This is a genomic window from Vibrio sp. D173a (genome assembly GCF_030248475.1).
This window is the reverse complement of record NZ_JAHGAH010000504.1, coordinates 1-1,016: the sequence shown is the minus strand read 5'-3', so window position 1 is coordinate 1,016 and position 1,016 is coordinate 1. Positions and strand designations below refer to the sequence as shown.

Below are 1,016 nucleotides of genomic sequence, written 5' to 3'. Positions count from 1 at the left end.
AACCAGTCCTTTGCCCGCCATTGCCAGCATTTCAGCGTCATTCATGCCATCGCCAAATGCAATGCAGTTGTCTAGGGTTAGGTCCAGTGACTGAGCGACCGCTTCTAACGCGTGACCTTTAGATACCTCAGCAGCCATGACTTCTAAACACCAAGGAGTAGAAAACGCGATGTTGAGCTTATCCCCAAACGCATCTCTAAGTTTCTGCTCAAAGGTAACCAAGTATTCGTGGTCTTGCTCTGGGTGAGTAAAGAACACCTTAGCAATGCCTTCATTGGGTGCTTGTTCGGCTTCAAAGCGCTTGTAGCTAAAGCCTGATTCGCTATGGAATTTCGCCAACATCTCATCTTCGCGATCAAGCAGCCAATCTTCATTTTGGTACATATGAATGAAAATCTCAGGGTCCTGACGAACAATATCGACCACTGGTTGAACAAGCTCTTGAGGGACATTCTGGCTGTACATCAGCTTATCGTCTTGGTCATGCACACGTGCCCCGTTAGAGGTGATCATGTAGGCAGGGATTCCCGCTAGCTGACGAATCCCAGCAACGTCAACGTGATGGCGACCAGTGGCAAAGATAAAGGTATAGCCTTGCTGGTGTAACTTCTTCAATGTCTGCTTGGTGTAGTCACTCAACTTATGGTTGGGAGCGAGCAACGTGCCATCAAGATCAGAGGCAACAATATTGATGGAATCTTTTAGTGCAGGAATCGTCATTTAACCCTCGATACAGCGTACTTGACTAATAGAGGCATCAATCGAGTATTGATGCCAAGTGTTGTGAGACAAATTGTATGTGAAATTCGCACAAGAAAAGAGGGCAAAGCTCAATTACTTGTCTTCCTCTTTAGCGAATCTCTCTCGCAAACTTCTTTAGAAGAACTCAACAATCGACTCTAAGGTTTGATTGCGGTATTGGTCGGTTTCGAACAGTACTTCATGCTTGGCACCGTCAATAGTGGTCATTTCGCTATGGGTGTTGGTTTTGCGCAGTTTATTGATGAAGTTTAGCT

General features: G+C 45.7%; 1 protein-coding gene. It reads right to left on the bottom strand.

What is annotated here, in order from left to right; translation table 11 throughout:
- The coding region (locus tag KIV40_RS27120) for a Cof-type HAD-IIB family hydrolase (RefSeq protein WP_285352284.1) at positions 1–720 on the bottom strand (720 nt) is incomplete at its 3' end.
- Positions 721–1,016: the final 296 nt, after the last annotated feature.